The following is a 20,268-nucleotide window of genomic DNA, read 5'->3' on the forward strand; positions in this document are numbered from 1 at the left end:
GACCATGTCTCCCCACGTCATCCTGCGCGTTGTCTCCAAGGTCCTGATCCCGTTCATCGTGGTCTTCGGGTTCTACGTGCATTTCCACGGCGAGTATTCGCCGGGCGGCGGGTTCCAGGCCGGGGTGATCCTGGCCAGTGCCGTCATCCTTTACGCGCTCATCTTCGGTGTCGATGCGGCACGCCGCGCCGTCCCGCCGGCCGTGGTCCGGGTCGGGTTCGCGCTCGGGGCGATGCTCTATGCCGGGGTGGGCTTTGCCACCTTGCTGCTTGGCGGCGACTTCCTGGACTATGATGTCCTGCACCCGGATCTGTCTCACCACACGGGCCAGCAAATGGGTATCATCCTGATCGAGATCGGCGTGCTGGTCACGGTCACCTGCGTGATGATCGCAATTTTCTACGCTTTCGCCGGCCGGACCCCGGAAATCTCCGAGGAGGACTGGTAGATGGTCGAAATTCTCGCCGATCGCTTCAACTACGCGGTCATCATCGTCCTGATGATGGTCGGCCTGTATGCCGTGATTGCCTCGGCCAACCTGGTCAAGCGCCTGGTCGGGCTGACGATCTTCCAGACTTCGGTCTTCCTGCTCTACATCACCATCGGCAAGGTTTTCGGCGGCGAGCCGCCCATCCTGCCGGGCGACGTGGCTCACGGGTATCATGCCGAGGACCATTTCTCGCACGCCGTCTATTCCAACCCGCTGCCGCACGTGCTGATCCTGACCGCCATCGTGGTCGGCGTGGCAACTCTGGCGATGGGGCTGGCGCTCGTAGTGCGCATACGCGAGGCCTACGGAACGATCGAGGATGTCGAAATCTCCGATGCCGATTACTCCAGCGAAGTCGAGAGAGGCGCGTAGAGCCTGATGGATGCTTCGTTTCTTCCTGCCGCGCTTGCGGCCCATGCCCCCGTTCTGGGCGTCGTCGTTCCGCTCTTCATGGCCGCCGTTCTGGTGGCCGTGCCCAATGGCCGTTTCGCCTGGGGCGTTGTGCTCGCGTCGACCGTTTTCGCGCTCTTCATCGCGTTCGAGCTGGTGGCCCAGACCCGCCTGAGCGGTGTGGTCAGCTACCAGCTGGGCGGATGGGCGCCGCCGCACGGGATCGAGTTCCGGATCGACGAGCTGAACTCCGTCATCGTGCTCCTGATCGGTGCGATGGGTGTGCTCTCAGCCATCTTCGCCCTGCCAAGCGTTGCCGACGAGATTTCTCCAGGCAAGCGCGGCCTGTTCTATGCTGCCTTCCTGGTCTGCTTCTCCGGTCTGAACGGCGTCGCGCTGACCGGGGACGCCTTCAACCTCTTCGTCTTCCTGGAGATTTCCTCGCTCGGGACTTATGCGCTTGTGGCGATGGGGCACCAGAATGACCGCCAGGCACTGACGGCAAGTTTCAACTATCTCGTGATGGGCACGATTGGCGCGACCTTCTTCGTGATCGGCGTCGGCTTCCTCTACATGGCCACCGGCACGCTGAACATGGCCGACATCGCGCGCATCGTGGTGGATATGCCCGGCAACCGGGTGGTCGAGATCGCCTTTGCCTTCATCCTCGTCGGCGTCGGCCTGAAGGCCGCGCTCTTCCCGCTCCATCTCTGGCTGCCGAGTGCCTATTCCTTCGCGCCGAACTTCGTCACGGTCTTCCTGGCGACGACGGCCACCAAGGTCGCGTTCTACGTCATCATCCGGTTCATGTTCGACGTGTTCGATCCCCAGTCGGCCTTCGTGATGATGAGCCTGACCTGGGTTGTGACGCCGCTGGCCATTGCCGGCATGATCCTGGCTTCCGCGCAGGCCATCTTCCAGACCGACGCGCGCCGTCTGCTGGCCTATTCTTCTGTCGCCCAGGTCGGCTACATGATGCTCGGGCTTGGGATGGGAACCGCCATCGGCGTCAGCGCCGGCGTTCTACACCTGCTTAATCACGCGCTGATGAAGGGCGCCCTGTTCATGGCGCTGGGCGCGTTCGCCTATTCCTACGGCGTCCGCCGGATCAGCGATTTCCGCGGGCTCGGCCAGGCCCTGCCGGGCGTGGCGGCGGCTTTCACCATCGGTGCGCTCTCGCTGATCGGTGTGCCGTTCACGGTTGGCTTCGTCTCCAAATTCTACCTGGTCCAGGCCGCGCTCGCCAATGGCTGGTGGTGGGCTGTCGCCGCGATCGTATTCTCCTCGGTACTGGCCGTGTTCTACGTCTACCGCATCCTTGTGGTGATGTGGGTTCACCCGGCGCCGGAGGGGCGCGAACGAATTCGCCCGGTTCCGCTGATGATCCTCATCCCGCTGTGGATCCTGGTCGCGGCGAACATCTATTTCGGGGTTCACGCAGACTTCATGGTCGATCTGGCCAACGCCGCAGCGCAGGCTGCCATTAATGCGGAGGCAGGATCGTGAGCTGGACGCCTGAACTCGCACTCGCGCTTGCCCTGATTATCCCGCTGATCGGCGGGGCCGGGGTCCTGGTGCTGGGCCGTTTTCCCAATTTGCGTGAGGCCGCAACGCTTGTCTCGGCGGTCGTGCTGGCCATTGTCGTGGCGTACCTGGTCGAGATCGCGCACGACCAGCCCTCCATCGATCTGATCGAGTTCGCGCCCGGCCTGTCGCTCTCCTTCAAGCTGGAGCCGCTCGGCGCCGTGTTTGCCATGGTGGCCAGCGGTCTGTGGATCGTGAACTCGCTCTTCTCGATCGGCTACATGCGCGGCAACAAGGAAAGCAATCAGACCCGCTTCTACTTCTGCTTCACGATCGCCATTGCCTCGGCCATGGGCATCGCGCTGGCCGGCAATCTGCTGACGCTGTTCTTCTTCTACGAAGCGCTGACGCTCTCCACCTATCCGCTCGTGGCGCACAAGGGTGACGCCAAGGCGCGCAAAGGCGCGACGATCTATCTCGGCATCCTTCTGTCGACCTCGATCGGCCTGCTCCTGCCGGCCATTTTCGCGGTCTGGTATCTGACCGGGACGACCGACTTCACCGCCGGCGGGATCCTGGCCGATGCCGTCAGCGTGACCACGGCGGGTGTTCTGCTCTTCCTGTTCGCGTTCGGGATCGGCAAGGCGGCGCTGATGCCGGTCCACCCCTGGCTTCCCAATGCGATGGTAGCGCCCACGCCGGTGTCCGCCCTGCTGCACGCGGTGGCGGTGGTCAAGGCCGGCGTCTTCACCATGCTGAAAGTGTCTGTATACACGTTCGGACCCGAATTCATGCGTGTACTGCCAGCCGCGGACGTGCTGGCCTGGATCGCCGGAATCTCCATTGTGGTCGCGTCCATCATTGCGATGACGAAGGATAATCTCAAAGCCCGCCTGGCCTACTCCACAGTGTCCCAGCTCTCCTACATCACGCTTGGCGCGATGCTCGCCACGCCCATCGCGCTGATGGGGGCGGCCATCCAGATCGTCATGCACGCCTTCGGCAAGATCACGCTCTTCATGACTGCGGGGGCGATCTACACGGGCACGAAGAAGAGCGAGATTTCCAGCCTGGACGGGCTGGCCCGCTTCATGCCGCTGACCTTCATCGCCTTCACGATCGGCGCATTGTCCATCGTCGGCGTGCCGCCCTTCGGCGGTGTGTGGGTCAAGCTCTTCTTGATGGACGGCGCGGCCGAGGCCGGCCAGCCCTGGCTGATCGCGCTGCTGATCGCATCGACCCTGCTCAATATCGGTTATCTCCTGCCCGTGGCGTTCCGCGCCTTCTTCAAGCCGGCTCCTGAAACCAGTCCGATGAAGCCGGGTCTGCCCCCGGCGCTGGCTGTCGCCGCCCCGGTTATCACGGCGTGCGGCGTCATCGTGCTCTTTTTCGCGATCGGTCCGCTCGTGGACTATCTCGAACCTGTCTTCACCACGGAGATGTTGCCATGAGCCGCACCTCTCGCCAGGACAGGGCGCCCGAGTGGCACCGGCTGGCAAAACCCTTTGCCGTCCTGCAGGCGCCGGCCGCGCCGCGTGTGACGCTGGTCGGGCTCGGTATCGTCGCGGTGCTCCTGCTCGCGCTCGACTTCCTGGGCCTTCGCCATGCCAGCTACTGGCCAGAGACGCTGCCGGGCATCTGGGCGCTCATGGGGTTCGGAGCGATCGCCCTGCTCCTGGCCCTCGGATATATCCTGCACCCGCTGCTGGTGATGCCGGCCGATGCCTATCGTGTGGAGGGCGAGGATGAGTGAGTTCGTCGCCTCCCTCAGCACCATGTCGCCGGCCTTCGTCGTCCTCGCCGCGGGCATTCTCGCCATGCTCATCCCCAGCGTTGTCGTGCGCAAGGTGCTGATGATTGCGGCACCGCTGATCGCCGGCGCCATCATGCTGACGACGCCCAGCATCGGCAGCTTCGGAGCATTCGAGGTGGCCGGCTTCACGCTGGAAACCTACCGCTATGACGAGTTGTCGCGTGTCTGGGGTCTGATCTTCGTCCTGATCGCCTTCCTCAACGCGATCTATTCGGTGCACGAGCGCTCGCAGATGAGCGATGCCGCAGCGTTGCTCTATTCCGGCGCGGCGATCGGCGCGGTCTTCGCCGGCGACCTGCTCACCCTGTTCTTCTTCTGGGAGCTGACCGCCCTGGCGTCGGTCTTCCTGATCTTTGCCGCGGGGGGCAGCGTCGCCTACCGGGCCGGCCTGCGTTACCTGGCCATTCAGGTCCTGTCGGGCGTTCTGCTGCTGGGCGGCGCCGCCGTGTGGGCGCAGACCCAGGGGTGGGCCTTCAACGAGATCGGCCTCGACAGCGTGGCCGGCCGCATCATCCTGATCGGCTTCGGTATCAAGGCCGGTTTCCCGCTCGTCCACATGTGGATCAATGACGCCTATCCCAAGGCGAGCGCCACGGGCGCCGTCGTGCTGTCGGCCTTCACCACGAAGCTCGCCATCTATGTGCTGGCCCGGGCCTATGCCGGGGAAGACATCCTGATCGTGATCGGCGCGGTGATGGCGGTGTTTCCGGCCATCTTCATCCTGTTTGAAGACGATATGCGCCGCTGCGCCGCCTACGCGCTCAATTCTACGCTCGGCTTCATGGTCGTCGGGGTCGGTATCGGCACCGAGAAAGCGATCGCGGCTGTTGCGGCCAATGCCTTTGTGGGCGTGATCTACATCGCCTTGATGTTCATGGTTCTGGGCGCCGTAATGGCGCAGACCGGGACGGCACGCGCCAGTCAGCTTGGTGGACTCTACCGCCGGATGCCGCTGACCGCGTTGTTCGGCGTGATCTCCGCGCTGGCTCTGGCGGCCGCCCCGGCCTTCTCCGGGTTCGTGGCTAAAGCGTTGACCCTGTCTGCGGTGCTTGGCGAGCATCGCGGCGACATCTGGCTTGCGCTCGTCTTCGGGTCTGCCGGCGTCCTCGCCCATGCCGCATTGAAAATCCCCTACCTGGTCTTCTTCGGACCCGATCGCGGGCCGGATCACGCGAGCACGGTACGCGAGGCGCCTCCGGGGATGCTGATCGCCATGGCGATGGCCAGCGCGCTCTGCCTCTATCTGGGCCTGGACTACGAGCTGCTTTATTCGCTCCTGCCGGGCGATGTCGCCTATGCGCCCTACACGCTCGGCCACATTCTGGGCCAGGCGCAGCTCCTGTTCATGGTGGCCTTCGCATTTGCCCTGGCGCTCGCGCTGAAACTCTATCCTGCGGGTCAGCCGATCAGCGTGCGTGACGTCGACTGGCTCTATCGCGGATTTGGCGATGGCGCTGTGCGCTGGGGTACCGTGATGACGATCAAGCTGATCGAGCATATCCAGCGCGGCCTGGGGGGCGCGTTCTCCCGCTTCGGCCGGCGTCTCTTCCATCTGTTCAGCCCCGGCGGAGCTCTCGCGCGGACGGTTCCGTCCGGCCTCATGGCGATCTGGACCACGGTGATCCTCGCCCTGATCCTGATCGTGGCCTACTTCTCCCCGGCCTGAACCCTCGGGCGATTTCGCAACTTTATTCTGCGGAAAACGCTTTATGGGAGAATAATAGGAAAGTTATCCTCTCCTCCATTCGATGTTCCTAACATCGGTCCATTCCCTGGGGATGGAGGAGAAACGAGGATGGTGGAGAACAGATTTCAGCGCTTGCGGCTTGATCGGGCCCGCGCCCGGCTTGCCCAGCAGGCGGTCGCCTATGCGTTCGATGTGCCCGTCGAGGAGATTGCCGCGCCTACGCGGCGGTCGGCCGATGTGGCGCTCGCCCGGCAAGTCGCGATGTATCTGGCTCATGTCGCATTCGAGTTGTCGCTCGCGCGCGTGGGGCTGGCCTTTGGCCGCGACCGCACGACGGCAGCCTATGCCTGTCACCGGATCGAGGACCGGCGCGACGATATCGGCTTCGATAACCGGCTGGATGCGCTGGAAGCGTGCCTGCGTGCTGCGCCGACACCGGTCTGGGAGGACCAGGCGGGCGAGGCGGCATGAGCGCTCCGGCCTGGATGGTGCGCCTTGCCAGGCCCGGACGGGTCCTCGCTCCACTGGCCGGCGGGCGGACGGGCTACGGGGTCTATGCTGCAGCGGACCGCAGGCGGCGTCCGTCGGCAATCGCCACCGTGCGCGAAATGGCGCAGGCTCTGAGCGGGGGTCAGATTGAGGAGGCCGGGGAGGAGGTCTACCGGCTGAGCGCGGCCGGTCACTCCGCGTTGAGACGTTTCGAGGCGCCTTGTCCCGCAGCGGACGCTTTCGCGCAGCAGCACCGTCATCTCTCCACCCGATCGGTGATCGACGCGCACGGACGCATTGAGGAGGTCACGGTCAATCTCAGCGAGTCTCCGCTTGCGCGCTATGCCCGCGCTACCACACCGGGCAGCGCGCCGCTCCTGTCGGCCGGGCAGGTCATGGCCGGCGAACGGCTGCGTGCCGACTATCACCGCTCGGCCATGGGATCTCCCGCAGGCAGTGACTGGACCCGGCTTCCGGGCGGCGGGACTCGCGGGTTCCGGTGCGACCCGGCCGACGCCCCGGTCTCGCGTATCGATGCGCGCCGGCGCGTCATGGACGCACTGGCGGCGGTGGGACCGGGGTTTGACCGCTTGCTGGTCAGCGTGCTCCTGCGCGAGACCGGTATGCAGGCCGCAGAACGCACGCTCGACTGGCCGGACCGCAGCGGCGCGCCGGCGCTGAAACTCGCGCTCGACCGGCTGGCGGTCCACTACGGCATATTGGCCCCGGCCGCGGCCGCCAATCCGTTCGAGTAGGTCAGGCCGCCGCCTGCGCCTCGGCGCGGATGCGCTGGACCATGGACGCCAGACCGTTGGAGCGTTGGGGCGACAGGTGCTCGGCCAGGCCGATACGGCCCAGCACGGCTTTGGGATCGATGGAAAGTGCGTCCTGCGGGCTGCGGCCGGAATAGAGCCGCTCCATCAGCGCGACCAGGCCCTTGACGATATGCGCGTCGCTGTCGCCGCGCACGATGAGCCGGCCATCCTGATCGTCCAGCACCAGCCAGACCTGACTCACGCAGCCCTTGACCTTGTTGGCATCGCAATACTCGGTCTCGCCAAGCGGTGCGAGAGCCTGACCCATCTCGATCAGATAGCGGTAGCGCTGTTCCCAGTCGTCCATCAGGTCGAACTCGTCGACCAGGGCGTCAATGTCGGATTCAAGCTGTGTCATACCCGTCAGTTAGCGATCGCGGGGGTGGCGGGCAAGGGCCCCCTTGCGGCGCGCGCCTAGTCGTTGGACGCACGCTGGCTGGCAGCCCAGCTTTCGACGCGATTCACCGCGATGTCGCCGACCAGGCCGGCAAAGCTGCCGAGCTGCGCCGTGACCGTGCAGACCTCCCCATACTCGCCGCACACACGCGAGCTGGTATCTTCGGACGCCGCGATGACGCCCTCGATGGTCTGGTGGCCGGGCGCTTCCACGGCCGACAGGATCAGACCCTTCATTGGGCTGTTTTCAGCCATGTGAAAGCTCGGGGGCGTGAACGCCGCCACGACCAAAATCCAGAATGCCGCTCGAAGACAGAAAAGCATTGGGGTGCCTCGATCTATTCGCTTCGGTTCTAGAAGCAATATCGAGGCTAGCTTGGTTCCCGGATTTTTCCATTGATTCCAGGCGCACTGGTAAACAGACGGCTAATATTGATACGGCGTTAAGCTAGACTTCAAACTTCTGTTTCAATTCGGCACGATTCTGGCCGTTGTCAGACAGTCCGCGACCTCGTCGAGCGCGTGCTCGGCGATGCAGAAGGCGTCTTCATATTTGAAATGGCCGGCGGCAACGCACTGCTGAAGGTTCAGCTTCGCCCACTGGATGCAGCGCTCCACGGCCGGATTGGAGAGAAGCTGGTCCATATAAGTGAGATCGCCTCCCTCGATCGCCTGAAGCGCGGCCACCACCAGAATCTGGCCCACGCGGCGCTCGTCCGGCTCGAGCTGGCGTTCGCCGACCGTCACCTCAAGCGCCGACAGCGTGATCGGGCCCGTGGTATCGGTGGCGACATCATCGCCGAACAAGGATGAAGCGGAGCCCATGCGCCGTGCGGTGGGTGCCTGCGTGTCCGGCAGGGTCGCCGGGCCCGGGCCGGCTCCGGACAGGCTGAAATCGGTGGCCAGGCGGCTGGACGCACTCTCGATTGCGGCCAGGCGGTCCTGCCGGTCGCGCGCGCGGCGTTGTGCCCAGGCTTCGGTCTGAAGATTGTAGGCGGCCTGGCGGTAGCGCATGCCGACATCGTTGATGCGGGCCACGTCCTCGCCCACCGTCGTGTTGACCGAGTCCGCGGCCAGGTCTGCGCCCATGAAACCGGTTACATAGAGCGGGTCTTCCATGAGCGCGCGGGCGGCCACGTCCGTACCGTAATAGTCGGCGACAGCCCGGACCTCGTCGATGAATTGCGGGTTCTGGGCGGCGACGAGCGCGGTGTAGGCGATCTGCGCATCCACGAGCCGGTCGCCGCTATAATAGGCCGCCAGCGTATCCATCGTGGTGTCCAGATCCTCGCCCGACAGCAGCTCGCGCTGCCCGGCCGCATTCACCTGGGAGTGGTAGGCCGCATAGGTGGAGGCGGTGTCCCGGAGTTCGCCGCTCTCGTCCGGTGCAGTCTGATCTGGTGCGCTCAGCACCGGGCCTTCAGGCATCTGCGCCGGCTCAGGCGTCTCCTGGGTCTGCTGGGTCAGTGACAACGTCGCCGCGAATACAAACGCCCCGATCATTCGAGCCGCTCCTTTTTGATGCTGGGAAGCAGGAAAGATACTGCCCGTAATCGGGCGAACTTCCAAGTATGACAAAGCTGTCAGGCTGAGATTCAATAATTGTTAATGCGCGAAGCAGAGTTTGGAGTGGTGAATCAAAAGTGAGTCGGAATCTCCTTGATGGGTCAAACCCTTCGCCTAGCCCGATACCTGGACCGGATAGCCGGACGCGCCGTGCACGCCCTGTGGCTGGGTGCTGTGCTCGCGGCGGGTTTTCAGGTCCTGGCCGACCGGGGCGTCAGCCCGGCTGCGCTGGCGCTTTTCGCGCTCGCCGCCCTGCCAGGACTGGCCGGGTTGCAGCTGGCATCCGCACGCGCCCTCTCGCGCCGGGCAAGCCGGTTTATCATGGCACTGGCCTGGGTGCTGCCGGCGCTGGCCGCGACGGCGGCGCTGGGCGGTCCCCTGACTTTCGCTGCTCTGGTCTTTCTCGCCGGTCCCGCGGCCATGGCGGCCAGCGGGCGTCAGGGCGATGCTGCACTGTCCTGGACGCTGAACGCCATTGCATTTTCCGGATTGGCCATGCTCCAGCTCCTCGGCCCGGCCCCGGACGCTACAATCCTGGCGTCGGGCTCCGTCATTCTGGCCCTCGCCGGCTTCCTGGCGATGTGCGGACTTGTCGCCAGCGCCCGGTACGCAGGGCGTCTGAACGCCGCGCGCACCGAGGTCTCGCGCCTGCGTCCGGCGGCCAGCGCCTTTCTGGATGCGCCCGGCCCGCTGCTGGCGGTCGACCGCGATGGCGTGATGACGGCCGCCTCGCGCGCGGTGCACCGTCTCATCCCCGGCGTGCCGCGCGATCTGACCGGCTTGCCGCTTGAAGGTCTGGCTTTCGACGACGGCGATCGTCTGGCCATCCGCGATGGCCTGCAGAGCGTGGACGCAAATGCCAGCGTGCAAGGTTTCGACTTTGCCGTTCGCGGAAACCAGGGCCGTGCCCGGACCGTGCATGCCGTTCAGGCGCGCAGTGCAGACGGCCTGGTTCTCAGCCTGGTTGACGGTGAGGCGGTGACCGGTCAGGCGCAGGCTGCGCCGGAGAGTCACGCGGCCGATCACGCCGAGATCGAACGTATCCGCGCCGAGCGCGACGAGGCGATTGCGGCCAGCCGCGCGAAATCGGAATTTCTGGCAGCGGTCAGTCATGAGCTGCGCACGCCTCTCAACGCCATCATCGGCTTCTCCGATGTCATGAAGCAGCGCCTGTTCGGCCCGCTGCCAGCCCGCTACGCCGAATATGGCGATCTGATCCACGAAAGTGGCATTCATCTGCTCGACCTGATCGGCGATGTGCTGGACATGTCCAAGATCGAGGCCGACCGCTATGAGCTGGTCACCGACCGCTTCGACGCGCGCGACGTCGTGGAGACCTGTGCGAAGATGCTGCGCCTGCGCGCCGAAGATCAGGGCCTGACCCTCTCGACAGACGCCGGCAGCGATGCGCTGGAGGTTGATGCCGACCGCAAGGCGGTGCGCCAGATCCTCCTCAACCTGATTTCCAACGCCGTGAAGTTCACGCCCGAGGGTGGCGCGGTCGCTGTAATGGCACGCGCACAAGGCGACGAGCTTGTCCTTGCTGTCGGCGATAGCGGTGTCGGCATGGGCGCAGACGAACTGCGCGCTCTTGGCGGCCAGTACACCCAGACCCACTCCTCGCTGACCAGCGATGAGCGCGGTTCGGGCCTCGGCCTGTCGCTGGTACGGTCGCTGGCCGAGATGCATGGCGGTCGCATGACCGTCCAGAGCGTCAAGGGCGAGGGGACAACCGTCACGATCCGCCTGCCGGTGCTCGTCGATGCGCGCGGCGATGTCGAAACGTTCGAGCCGCTCGCCGTGCATGAACAGATCCGCCGTGCGCAGAGCGCGGGCGACGTCATCTCGCAGGCTGCAAACAGCGGCGCCGCCTGATCCCTAGCGCGATGCGGTGATGGATTCGTAGGGCACGCTGGCAAAATCCAGCGCGGCCTGAAGCTGGCCTGCCTCCACCCAGACACGGTCGATGACGCGGCCGCGATTGTCGACAAGCTCGATGGCCGCCGCTTCCTCTGGCTCCAGTCCGGCCAGTGCGGTCAGCGCGCTTTCGGGGAATCGGAAGCCGTAGGCCTCGGGCAAATCGTTGCCGCGCTCGCCCGCATTCAGCACCCGCGCCTGCGCCGGATCGATGCGCCCGGACGCGAAGATTCTCCGCTCGGCATGGGACGGCGCGCTGTAGCGGGCCAGCTCCTCACCGTCAGGCAGGGCATACAGCCCGCCCAGCGTGCGGTCATAGGGCTCGGCGCGCTTGGCCGTATCGCGCAGGACCAGCATTGCGCTGACCGCGTCCGATTGGCCTTCCAGCACGACCGCCGGCTCGACCTGGCGCGTCTCGTCGCGCGGACCGGAAAGAACCGCCCGTCCGAAATGTCCGCCGTCGATCTTTTGTACCAGCGGCCAGTGCACGAACTCGTATTCGGTCCGGTCGGCGGTCCAGCGATGGCGGGGGCCTTCGAAACTCAGGGAGGGCTGGCGCGCATAGCCGGCATAGGCGCTGCGATAATCCTCGGCGAGCGCGGTGACGCCCTCGCTGGAACAGTCTGCCAGCTGCCGGTCGGTGCGCACGCGGGCGAGGGCCGCGTCGATGTCACCGCCATCATAGCCGGCCCGGCGCAGATCCCGCCGTGCCTGGCTCAGGCCCGATTGCAGCGCGGTACGCTGGTTCTCATCGAACAGGTCGCAGGCTTCATCGGCGGCAATGGCGCGCGCGCGACCGATAAAGGTCGCCTCAAGCGCGGCGCCCCCGGAGGGATCGCTGGTGCCGAGAACAAGGGCGAGAGAGCTGACGGACATCCACATGTCCGTCAGTCTTACACACGTCGGCTTGCTGACCGGTTTACAGCGCTGCCGCTCAGCAGCAGCAACATCGCCAGCGAAAACGCGCCCAGCGCCACATAACGATCATTGTCGCGCAGGAAGACGACGAAGGCTTCACGCGAAAAGGCGGGGCCGGTGGTGGGACCGAAGGCCGTTACGGCCGAGGCGTCCCACAGGACCGCCTGGCCTTCCATGCCGTTCCACAGCGAGGACCGGGCCAGGCGCCGGGCCGCGCGGGCAAAGTCGGCCCCGTCCGGCGAGGTGATGATGGCCACGGTCTGTCCGGACGTGTCTTCATAGATAGCGGCGATCCCGGCGATCTCGGCCAGCGGGCCGACCGTGTCGTCGGCGTAGGCGGTCGAACCGAAATGGCGGCGCTGGCGCGGCAGGCGTGCGCGTGCCGCATCCGTGGCCGCGCGCATTTCTGCAGGAGCCGCGGCGAGCAGGCGGCTGTCCATGGTGGACAGCGGGCCAAGCACCATCCGGTGATGGCTCGCCGGCGCGGCGTCGATGTCCTCGCCGAACCAGCCATAAATCCAGGCCGAGCCCGAGGCGATGGCCGCACGGCCCACGACGGCCAGGGCTGCCAGTCGCGCCTGCGGATCGGTATCGGTGAAGACGACGGCGGTGGCGATGCCCTGCTCCGCGCCGAAAGGAGCGCCGAATCCCGCCAGGGTCTCCAGATCCGCATTGGCGCCCGTTGTTTCAAAGCCGGTGTCACGGACCAGGCGCGCGGCGGAGAGGGCCTGCGCGGCGCCGAAGCGGCGATCCTGGCCATCCATGGAGCGCGCGGCGAACAGGCGCGCGGCGGCGATCAGGGCAGCGGAATCGGTGGCGCTGAGCTGGATTTCGTCTTCGCCGGTCAGGGTTACGGCCGGCGTCGCGGCGGCCGGGTCGGCGACCGCGCGAACGGTCAGTTCCGCGACACTGCGTTCGCTGACCAGAATCGGGGCCTCACCCATACGCAGCGCGAGCCCCTGGGCCGTAAGGGCCGAAACGGGGACAGCCTGCGTCCCGGCCTGACCGGCATCGATGAAGATGCGGCGCGGCGCGGCAAAGTCGGCGCCCAGGGCGGCCTCGACATCGGAAAGGCTGGAATAACCCGCTGCCGGGGCGACGGAAACGCGCAGCCGGCTCGCTTCGGCATCGATGACCCAGCCGTCCTCGCCAGCCGCGTCGAAGTTCAGGTTCAACGTATTTCTTCCCTCGCGCAGCGAGTCAGCGTAAAGCGCAAAGCGGGCCTCGAAATTTTCCGGCTGCGGAGCGAGGGTGACGCTGCGGCCGCGATTGACCGAGACCTGCAGGCGCCCGCCGGACTGAGGGCTGACCGGGCGCGCGACGAGGACGAGTTCGACCGCCTCGGCCCGGGCGCCAGGCGCGATGTCGAAGCTTATACGGGCAAGGCCGGACGTCTCGTTCAGCGTCACGCTGCTTTGTGCGGCCAGGGAGCTGAGGGCGTGTTCCTCCGAGCGGGCGGCACGCAAGTCCTCCGCGTGAGCAATTGCGGACAGCGACAGACAGGCGCAAGCCAACGCCACGACGCACGTCAGAACAAAGCGTATCGACATGAAACATTCCCCTCTGGTTAGGACTTTATTAAGCAATTGCTTTGCCATCAAGCCGAATGAATGAACTGAAGACGCAATTCTGGGTCGACGCCCTGCGCTGGCGTGCCGAGGGGGCGGGCGCGTCGGTCTATGTCGCCCAGCGCGGCGATCCGGATGCCGGCGCAGTTCTGGTCAAGGTGTCCATGCCCGACCGCACGGCGCATCTGTTTGTGCCGGTTACAGATTTTTCAGGTCAGCGTGTGTGGAGCCAGCCGTTGGGCGAGGGGCCTCTGGCCGAGGTTCGCGCGGACGACTACGCCCGGCGCCGGCTGGAGGACGACCCCGACCTGTGGGTCGTCGAGGTCGAGGACCGTTATGGTCGACATTTCCTTACCGAGCCGCTTGAGAAGTCTTAACGCGCATCCGGCAATACTGGGCCGACCTGAAACGAATTCGAACGATCGGCACGGACGGCACATTCATGCTCTTCCTGTTTAACGAAGTGGTTTTCGACGTCGCAGAGCCCCGGGCGACAGCCCTGGCCGCACGGAGCCCGCTCAGTGAGGCCCAGCTGTTCAATCTGGGCGTCGCCAAGACCATCAAGCTGTTGCGCGAGACCATTTTCGACGATCCGGACCTGGCGCAGAACCGGCCGGACAAGGCCCATTTCCTGGCCGCGATGCTGGCCTGGAAGACGGGTGAGGCGAACGCGGTTCTCGCTGTGCGGCCGACCGCCGCCCGTGGTCCGCAGGACGTTCAGGTGCGTCTGGCCGCCGTCTCCCTGGTCACGCTTGTCCAGCTGCGCGAGCTGCAGCAGGGCGGCAAGCTGACGCCGCGCGCCACCAACAGCGCCGTCTGGGATCACGCACCTCAAAGAATGCAGGCGTAGGCGGGCGGAAGCCCCGGGACTTCACGCTTATCCCTGCCCTTGCCAGGTGCGCATATACTCTCCCGATCCGCGCTCTTTCTCACTGTCCACGCGCTCGTCCGGCCCCGAAGCGGTGGCGAGGGTCTGTGATCGTCGTGATAGGAGTAGGAGTCGCCTGGCCGGCCTTGGAGCGCGGACTCTCACTCCCCGTCCGGCTTGCCCTTTCAGGCTTGCTCGGCTAGTCCGCACGGTCAGACCCGAAAACCTTCCAGGACCCTTCATGACCGATGCGGCTAACGGCGCGGAATGGGCGCGCCGGCGGACATTCGCCATCATCTCCCACCCGGACGCGGGCAAGACCACGCTGACGGAAAACATCCTGCTCGCCGCCGGCGCGATCCGGCTCGCCGGTCAGGTCAAGGCGCGCGGCCAGAACCGGCGCACGCAATCGGACTGGATGAAGATCGAGCGCGAGCGGGGCATTTCGGTCAGCGCCTCGGTCATGACCTACGAATACAAGGGTCTGTTGTTCAACCTGCTCGATACGCCGGGCCACGAGGACTTCTCCGAGGACACCTACCGCACGCTCACCGCCGCCGACAGCGCCATCATGGTTCTGGATGCGGCCAAAGGCGTGGAACCGCGCACGCTGAAACTGGTCGAGGTCTGCCGCCTGCGCGACATTCCTATCCTGACCTTCATCAACAAGATGGACCGCGAGGCGCTCGACCCGTCCGAATTGCTCGACGACATCCAGGACAAGCTGGCGCTCGATGCCGCGCCGATGCAGTGGCCCTCCGGCTCGGGCCAGCGCTTTAAAGGGGTCGCCGACCTGCAGACCGGGCAATTCATCCGGTATGAGCGCCCCGGCGATGACGCCGACCCGGAAAAGGCGTCAGATCGTCTCGCGCTGACACCGGACGCGCTGAACGAGATCATGTCGCCGGCCGAGACCGAGGAAATCACCGAAGGCGTGGAACTGGCGCGCGAGGTCTGTGTCGATTTCAATGCGCAAAGCTATCGCGAGGGCCATCTCACCCCGGTCTATTTCGGTTCGGCGCTGCGCCAGTTCGGCGTGCGCGAGCTGCTCGACGCGCTGGTCCAGGTGGCACCTGGACCCGAGGCCCAGCCCGCGGTCGGCGGGTCCAAGCCGGAGCTGGAGCCCGGTGACAAGGAAGTGGCCGGCTTCGTGTTCAAGATCCAGGCGAACATGGATCCCAATCACCGCGACCGCGTGGCGTTCATGCGGCTGTGCTCGGGCACGTTCAAGCGCGGCATGAAGCTGAAGACCGACGCGGGCAAGACGATGACGGTGTCCAACCCGATCCTGTTCTTCGCCCAGGACCGCGAGATCGCCGACAATGCCTATGCCGGCGACGTGATCGGCATCCCGAACCATGGGGTTCTGCGCGTCGGCGACACGCTCTCGGAAAGCGGCAAGTGGCAGGTCGCCGGAATACCGAATTTCGCACCGGAGATGCTGCGCCGGGCGAGGTTGAAGGATCCGCTCAAGGCCAAGCACCTGAAGAAGGCGCTGGAAAGCCTGGCCGAGGAGGGCGTGACCCAGCTCTTCCGCCTGCAGGTCGGCGGGGATTTCATCGTGGGTGCGGTCGGCGCGCTGCAGATCGACGTGATGGCCGAACGCGTCGCCGCCGAGTACGGCATCGACGTCATCTTCGAGCCTGCCCCGTACGATACGGCGCGCTGGATCACCGGGCCGGACGACAAGCTTGAAGCCTTTATCGATCGTCACAAGTCGGCGATAGCCGAAGACATCGACGGGGCGCTGGTCTTCATGGCCAAGTCGGCCTGGGAGATCTCCTACAGCCAGGAAAAATACCCTGATATCGAGTTTCTGAAAGCCAAGGAGCGGCGCGGATGAGTGCGCAGTCCGGCGTTTTCCGCCAGGTTACCGAAACGGCCCGCAATCTGTGGGGCGAGGTCGCCTTCGTCTGGGATACGAGCTTTCTCGGGCTGAATGTCGGCGACGCGCTGGTCGCGCTTCTCGTCATCATGATCGCATTTGCGGTGCGGGGTCTGTTCACCCGCGTGCTCAATGTGATCTTGAAGAACCGGGTCGAGCAGACCCAGACCCTGCTGGACGACAAGGTCCTGGCCGCGATCTCGAACCCGCTGCGCCTGATCCCGATCATCGTCGGGGTCTATATCGCCGTGCAGATTGTCGGGCTGCAAGGGCCCGATGGGGCCGGGCCCGGGACGCGTCTGGTCCAGTCCCTGATCGCCGTGGCCATATTCTGGGCGCTGCACAATGCGGTCCTGCCCGTCAGCTATCTGCTGACCGGACTTCGCAATCTGCTGACGCCGGTTCTGGTCGACTGGCTCGCCAAGGCACTGCGTATCCTGTTCGTGGTCGTGGGTATTGGCGCGGTGCTGGAGATCTGGGGCATCCCGGTGGCGCCGATCGTCGCGGGCCTCGGCCTGCTGGGCGTCGCCGTGGGCCTGGGTGCGCAGGATCTGTTCCGCAATCTCATCGCGGGCCTTCTGGTTCTCACCGAGAAGCGCTTTCTCCCCGGCGAGTGGATCCTCGTCGACGGCATCGTCGAAGGCCATGTGGAGAAGATCAATTTCCGCTCGACCCTGGTACGCCGGTTCGACAAGAGCCCGGTTTACGTGCCGAACTCCTTCCTGGCCGACAATGCCGTCACGAACTTCACACGCATGACCCATCGCCGGATCAAATGGTCCATCGGCGTTGAGTACAAGACGACGACCGAGCAGCTGAAATACATCCGCGATCACGTGCTCGATTATATCCTGACCAACGACGATTTTGCCGACCCGCCGGAAGTGTCGACCTTCATGCACGTGGACAGCTTCGGCGCGTCCTCCATCGATTTCCTGCTCTATTGCTTCACCCACACCACGAGCTGGGGCGAGTGGCTGCGGGTCAAGGAGGAGCTGGCCTTTGCGGTCAAGCGTATTGTCGAGGAAGAGGCCGGGACTGCGTTCGCCTTCCCGTCGACCACTATCTACATGGATGAAGGCACGGAGGTTTTCGTTCCGCCGAGCGTGCGCAAGCATGTCGGCCGGGACAGTGCGCTGCCCGACATGCGCGGACGCGAAACCCCCAGCGAGGCCGGGGACGAGCCGGACAACGACTCCGACTAGGCCGGGCTCAATCCTGGATCGAGGTGACGCAGAACGGTCTTTCGTGGCACACTCTGCGCCATTCACGAGCTGACAGGAGATCGCCATGCGTCTCACCGCCCTTGCCGCCTTGCCCGTCCTGGCCGCGCCCGCTGTCGCGCAGGACTTTGCCACCGAAGCCGGTGACGGCACGATCGTCATCGAAGAATGGACGGTACCCTACGAGACGTCGCGTCCGCGCGATCCTTACACCGTGGACGGAGACACAATCTGGTTCGTCGGCCAGGTTACCGACTATATCGCCTCGTTCGATGTGAGTGAGGCCGAATTCTCCAAGGTCGACCTGCAGGACGGCGACGGCCCGCATAACCTGATCGTCGAACCGGACGGCCAGGCAGTCTGGTACGCGGCCAATCGCGCCGCTCATGTCGGACGTTACGATGTCGAGACGGGCGAGTTCGAACGGGTGATGATGCCCGAAGGCCATCCGGAAGATCCCCACACGATGATCTTCGACGCGCAGGGCGATATCTGGTTCACCGGCCAGGGCGCGAACACGGTCAGCAAGCTCGACGTATCCGAGCGCACGGTGGAGACCCTCGAAGTCCCGACGCCGGATGCGCGCCCCTATGGAATCAAGATCGCAGAGGACGGCACGGTCTGGGTCGTGCTTCTCGGTACGAACAAGCTGGCCAGCATCGATCCCGGAACGATGGCTCTGACCGAACATGAGCTGCCGCGCGAGGAGAGCCGGCCCCGCCGTCTGGCCATCACCGATGACGGGCGTATCTGGTACACCGACTACGCAGGATCGCGCCTTGGCGTATTCGATCCGGCCACGCAAGAGGTCGACGACTGGCTGACCCCGTCTGGAGAAGGCTCGCGCCCCTATGGCATGGCGCGCGACGGCGAGGGCCGCCTCTGGCTGGTGGAGACGGGTGTTCAGCCCAACGCCTTCGTCGGCTTTGATCCCGAGACTGAAGCCTTCGTGTCCAACACCGAAGTCCCGTCGGGCGGCGGCACGGTGCGCCATATGGAGTATTATGCGCCGGACGGAGTGATCTGGTTCGGGGCCGATACCAATACGATCGGACGCGCGATCGTCGAACCGGCGCGGTTTGACGACTAGGCGGCTGCGTCGCGGCGCATCCGCATGAAGCGAAGGGCGCGCCCGGCCGCTTCTTCCGTCAGCGCGTCGTAGAGCTCTCCCAGCTTGCGCGAGCCGGTGAAGGGGTCTGCTTTCGTGTCCTCGCGCAACACGGCGAGCGTCACGAAGAGCGGCTTTTCGATCCGGGCCGCTTTGCAGATCAGCGCCAGCCCGTCGACGCTGGGGTGCTCGAGCGCGCGTCTGGCGGCGAAATAGTCGACGCCGGACAGTTCGGCAAAGCCGACGCAGAACGCCGTCCTCTGCTTGTCGCGCAACAGGCTTGCCAGGAACGATCCGTTGAGCTGGCCGCGCATCTTCTTGCGGATGATCATGTTGCGCGCCTTGACGATGTCCTGGTCTTCTTCCAGGCGCGCTTGCAGACGCTTCTTGGATGCCGCAAGGGCAGCCTCGACCACTTCGGGGTCGAGGCCTTCGAACCGGCGGGTGATCGTTTCGCGCAGATTGGTTTCGACGACGCTCATCAGATCGTTGAGCAGGTCGATCGGCGTGTCTTCGCGCTTGGCCAGGGGGGCTTGCAGTTCAGGATTTGCCTCGGCGCGCTGGGCCACGGTCTCGAAGGTCGAGCGGGACAGTTTCGCCCCCTCGTTCGAGACCAGACTGGCCACCGTGGTATCGTCGCCGCGTTCGACAATGGCGTTGGACACCGGCTCAGGCACTGTGTCGCGAACCGAGATGGCGCGCATGTGATCCTGGCCTGTCTCATGAACGATGCTGACCAGGTCGTCCTCACTGAGAACCGATGACCGCTGCAGGATCGGCGCGGCCACCGAAATCGCATCGCGAGCCAGCTGAAGAATGAGGCCCCGCGGCGCCCCGTCGAAATCGGCAAACTTGTTGGCGATTTCGGCGCGGGCATCCAGCTCTGTCTGTGTGGCTATGGCGCTCAGTATCTCGTCGAACTGGCGCTGAAGGGGGGTGTCGCTCAACGGGGGTTCGTCGAAGAAGAGATCGGTCACCTCGCGCAGCAGATCGCGGCGGCGTTGCGATGATCGCTCGCGTGCCAAGGCATTGAGCTTATCGAGTCTCGTTTCGATCGTCATGAATCACCGACCCGGCCAGAACGCCTTCAGGATGCGACTTTCCGGTAAAGAAAGGGTGCGCGAGCAAGGTTAATTCGGGTCGATTTCGCCAAATTCCGACGGAAGCGTCGATCGAGCCGGCTCGGCCGGCCCAAGCGCCCTGAGCGCTTCACGCTCGCGCGCATCTGGCAGCCGGTCGCTGGCGGCTTCAATTTGCGTTGCGAGCCTTGAGGAGAGTCCGGTGATGGCGCCGGGATGGCGGCGGGGGGTGAGGGCGCTGGCGTGATGCTCACAGCGCGCAGGATGCTGCGTATGACCGACGCGCCAGGTCCACGCGGCGCACGCGTGATTGAGGCTGCACGCGCTCGCGCAGGCCTGCCAGCTCTCCGCGGGGAGGCCGTCGAGACGCGCGATGACACCGCCGCGGCGCTCATGGCCTTCGTTGACCGCCCCATCGGGCGGCAACTGGACGAAGGCGAGTGCAGAGAGAACGGCGATGATGACCATCAGAGCATAATGCGCGCGGACAGGTTTCCCGTCGGTATACGCCGGTATGGCGGCGTATTGCGAT

At 65.2% G+C, this 20,268-nt stretch carries 21 protein-coding genes; 14 read left to right on the top strand and 7 right to left on the bottom strand.

Features of this window, described 5'->3' with window-relative positions; all coding sequences use genetic code 11:
• Positions 1-4 precede the first annotated feature (4 nt).
• From PGP17_RS06295 to PGP17_RS06330, 8 genes are all read left to right on the top strand, one after another.
• On the top strand, positions 5-448 hold the full coding sequence (locus PGP17_RS06295; protein WP_442915137.1) for a Na(+)/H(+) antiporter subunit B: 444 nt from the start codon (positions 5-7) through the stop codon (positions 446-448).
• On the top strand, positions 449-862 hold the full coding sequence (locus PGP17_RS06300; RefSeq protein WP_270374657.1) for a cation:proton antiporter subunit C: 414 nt from the start codon (positions 449-451) through the stop codon (positions 860-862).
• A 6-nt stretch (positions 863-868) separates the two neighbouring features.
• Positions 869-2,386: a monovalent cation/H+ antiporter subunit D family protein gene (locus tag PGP17_RS06305; protein ID WP_270374658.1), complete on the top strand. Its 1,518-nt coding sequence runs from the start codon at positions 869-871 to the stop codon at positions 2,384-2,386.
• The gene (locus PGP17_RS06310) at positions 2,383-3,855 is read left to right on the top strand and encodes a proton-conducting transporter transmembrane domain-containing protein (RefSeq protein WP_270374659.1); all 1,473 of its coding nucleotides are present in this window, start codon (positions 2,383-2,385) and stop codon (positions 3,853-3,855) included. Before PGP17_RS06305 ends, PGP17_RS06310 begins: the two co-directional genes overlap by 4 nt.
• Complete coding sequence (locus PGP17_RS06315; protein WP_135943117.1) at positions 3,852-4,157, top strand: hypothetical protein; 306 nt, start codon at positions 3,852-3,854, stop codon at positions 4,155-4,157. Before PGP17_RS06310 ends, PGP17_RS06315 begins: the two co-directional genes overlap by 4 nt.
• Entirely contained in the window at positions 4,150-5,883 is a 1,734-nt protein-coding gene (locus PGP17_RS06320; protein ID WP_270374660.1) for a proton-conducting transporter transmembrane domain-containing protein, read from the top strand. Before PGP17_RS06315 ends, PGP17_RS06320 begins: the two co-directional genes overlap by 8 nt.
• 129 nt (positions 5,884-6,012) lie before the next feature.
• Positions 6,013-6,375, top strand: coding sequence for a helix-turn-helix domain-containing protein (locus tag PGP17_RS06325; RefSeq protein WP_270374661.1), 363 nt, complete (start codon positions 6,013-6,015; stop codon positions 6,373-6,375).
• A complete protein-coding gene (locus PGP17_RS06330; protein ID WP_270374662.1) occupies positions 6,372-7,148 on the top strand; it encodes a DUF6456 domain-containing protein in 777 nt (258 codons plus the stop codon). Before PGP17_RS06325 ends, PGP17_RS06330 begins: the two co-directional genes overlap by 4 nt.
• Before the next feature lies 1 nt (position 7,149).
• Here PGP17_RS06330 and PGP17_RS06335 read toward each other — a convergent pair whose 3' ends face one another.
• The 3 genes from PGP17_RS06335 to PGP17_RS06345 form a co-directional block, all read right to left on the bottom strand.
• Positions 7,150-7,566 carry a SufE family protein gene (locus tag PGP17_RS06335; RefSeq protein ID WP_135943121.1) on the bottom strand — a complete coding sequence of 139 codons (417 nt, stop codon included), beginning with the start codon at positions 7,564-7,566 and terminating at the stop codon, positions 7,150-7,152.
• A gap of 56 nt (positions 7,567-7,622) precedes the next feature.
• Entirely contained in the window at positions 7,623-7,841 is a 219-nt protein-coding gene (locus tag PGP17_RS06340) for a hypothetical protein (RefSeq protein WP_270374663.1), read from the bottom strand.
• A gap of 231 nt (positions 7,842-8,072) precedes the next feature.
• Positions 8,073-9,107: a hypothetical protein gene (locus PGP17_RS06345; protein WP_270374664.1), complete on the bottom strand. Its 1,035-nt coding sequence runs from the start codon at positions 9,105-9,107 to the stop codon at positions 8,073-8,075.
• 159 nt (positions 9,108-9,266) lie between these two features.
• Between PGP17_RS06345 and PGP17_RS06350 the strand changes: the two genes are divergently transcribed.
• Entirely contained in the window at positions 9,267-11,045 is a 1,779-nt protein-coding gene (locus PGP17_RS06350) for a sensor histidine kinase (protein ID WP_270374665.1), read from the top strand.
• A 3-nt stretch (positions 11,046-11,048) separates the two neighbouring features.
• Here PGP17_RS06350 and PGP17_RS06355 read toward each other — a convergent pair whose 3' ends face one another.
• Together PGP17_RS06355 and PGP17_RS06360 are read right to left on the bottom strand one after the other, a co-directional pair.
• The gene (locus PGP17_RS06355; protein ID WP_270374666.1) at positions 11,049-11,963 is read right to left on the bottom strand and encodes a hypothetical protein; all 915 of its coding nucleotides are present in this window, start codon (positions 11,961-11,963) and stop codon (positions 11,049-11,051) included.
• A 17-nt stretch (positions 11,964-11,980) separates the two neighbouring features.
• Positions 11,981-13,555, bottom strand: a complete 1,575-nt coding sequence (locus PGP17_RS06360) for a hypothetical protein (RefSeq protein ID WP_135943126.1) — start codon at positions 13,553-13,555, stop codon at positions 11,981-11,983.
• A gap of 56 nt (positions 13,556-13,611) precedes the next feature.
• On the opposite strand from PGP17_RS06360, the gene PGP17_RS06365 reads away from it, so the two are divergent.
• The 5 genes from PGP17_RS06365 (at position 13,612) to PGP17_RS06385 (ending at position 18,639) form a co-directional block, all read left to right on the top strand.
• Complete coding sequence (locus PGP17_RS06365; RefSeq protein WP_135943127.1) at positions 13,612-13,950, top strand: DUF1491 family protein; 339 nt, start codon at positions 13,612-13,614, stop codon at positions 13,948-13,950.
• A 65-nt stretch (positions 13,951-14,015) separates the two neighbouring features.
• Positions 14,016-14,423, top strand: coding sequence for a hypothetical protein (locus PGP17_RS06370; RefSeq protein WP_270374667.1), 408 nt, complete (start codon positions 14,016-14,018; stop codon positions 14,421-14,423).
• 259 nt (positions 14,424-14,682) lie between these two features.
• Positions 14,683-16,284, top strand: coding sequence for a peptide chain release factor 3 (locus tag PGP17_RS06375; protein WP_270374668.1), 1,602 nt, complete (start codon positions 14,683-14,685; stop codon positions 16,282-16,284).
• On the top strand, positions 16,281-17,531 hold the full coding sequence (locus PGP17_RS06380; RefSeq protein ID WP_270374669.1) for a mechanosensitive ion channel family protein: 1,251 nt from the start codon (positions 16,281-16,283) through the stop codon (positions 17,529-17,531). The genes PGP17_RS06375 and PGP17_RS06380 overlap by 4 nt, the downstream gene beginning before the upstream one ends.
• 85 nt (positions 17,532-17,616) lie before the next feature.
• Positions 17,617-18,639, top strand: a complete 1,023-nt coding sequence (locus PGP17_RS06385; protein WP_270374670.1) for a Vgb family protein — start codon at positions 17,617-17,619, stop codon at positions 18,637-18,639.
• Here PGP17_RS06385 and PGP17_RS06390 read toward each other — a convergent pair.
• Together PGP17_RS06390 and PGP17_RS06395 are read right to left on the bottom strand one after the other, a co-directional pair.
• Positions 18,636-19,718, bottom strand: a complete 1,083-nt coding sequence (locus tag PGP17_RS06390; RefSeq protein WP_135943132.1) for a DUF2336 domain-containing protein — start codon at positions 19,716-19,718, stop codon at positions 18,636-18,638. The genes PGP17_RS06385 and PGP17_RS06390 overlap by 4 nt on opposite strands.
• A 69-nt stretch (positions 19,719-19,787) precedes the next feature.
• A complete protein-coding gene (locus tag PGP17_RS06395; protein WP_270374671.1) occupies positions 19,788-20,204 on the bottom strand; it encodes a PAN domain-containing protein in 417 nt (138 codons plus the stop codon).
• Positions 20,205-20,268: the final 64 nt, after the last annotated feature.

The organism is Marinicauda sp. Alg238-R41 (assembly GCF_947331485.1).
Classification (GTDB): domain Bacteria; phylum Pseudomonadota; class Alphaproteobacteria; order Caulobacterales; family Maricaulaceae; genus Marinicauda; species Marinicauda pacifica.